This is a genomic window from Terribacillus saccharophilus (assembly GCF_002272075.1).
GTDB classification, from domain to species: domain Bacteria; phylum Bacillota; class Bacilli; order Bacillales; family Amphibacillaceae; genus Terribacillus; species Terribacillus saccharophilus_A.
The window spans coordinates 1-472 of record NZ_NPBJ01000055.1; the positions used below are offsets into that span (position 1 = coordinate 1).

Genomic DNA, 472 nt, shown 5'->3' on the forward strand with positions numbered 1-472 from the left:
CGTCTACGAATACACGATGAAAGGCAACATGGTTGCGGTAGTCAGTGACGGCTCTGCTGTACTTGGCCTTGGAAACATCGGTCCTGAAGCGTCTCTTCCAGTAATGGAAGGTAAATCTGTTCTTTTCCAGAGCTTCGCGGGCGTAGATAGCTTCCCAATCGTGCTTGATACGAACGATGTGGATGAAATCGTCCGTACCGTAAAATTGATGGCACCAACATTCGGCGGTGTGAACTTGGAGGATATCTCTGCACCTCGCTGCTTCGAAATTGAAGAGCGTTTGAAAGCAGAAACTGACATCCCAGTATTCCATGATGATCAGCATGGTACTGCAATCGTAACAGTTGCTGGTTTGCTGAACGCATTGAAATTGGTTGGCAAAAGCTTCGACAACATCAAAGTTGTTGCTAACGGTGCTGGCGCTGCAGGTATCGCAATCATTGAATTGCTGCACAGCCTTGGCGTGAACAAC

At 47.9% G+C, this 472-nt stretch carries 1 protein-coding gene; it reads left to right on the forward strand.

Annotated elements, in window-relative coordinates; genetic code table 11:
• A partial coding sequence (locus CHH48_RS19170; RefSeq protein WP_281252974.1) for an NAD(P)-dependent malic enzyme occupies window positions 1-472 on the forward strand: 472 nt, incomplete at both ends.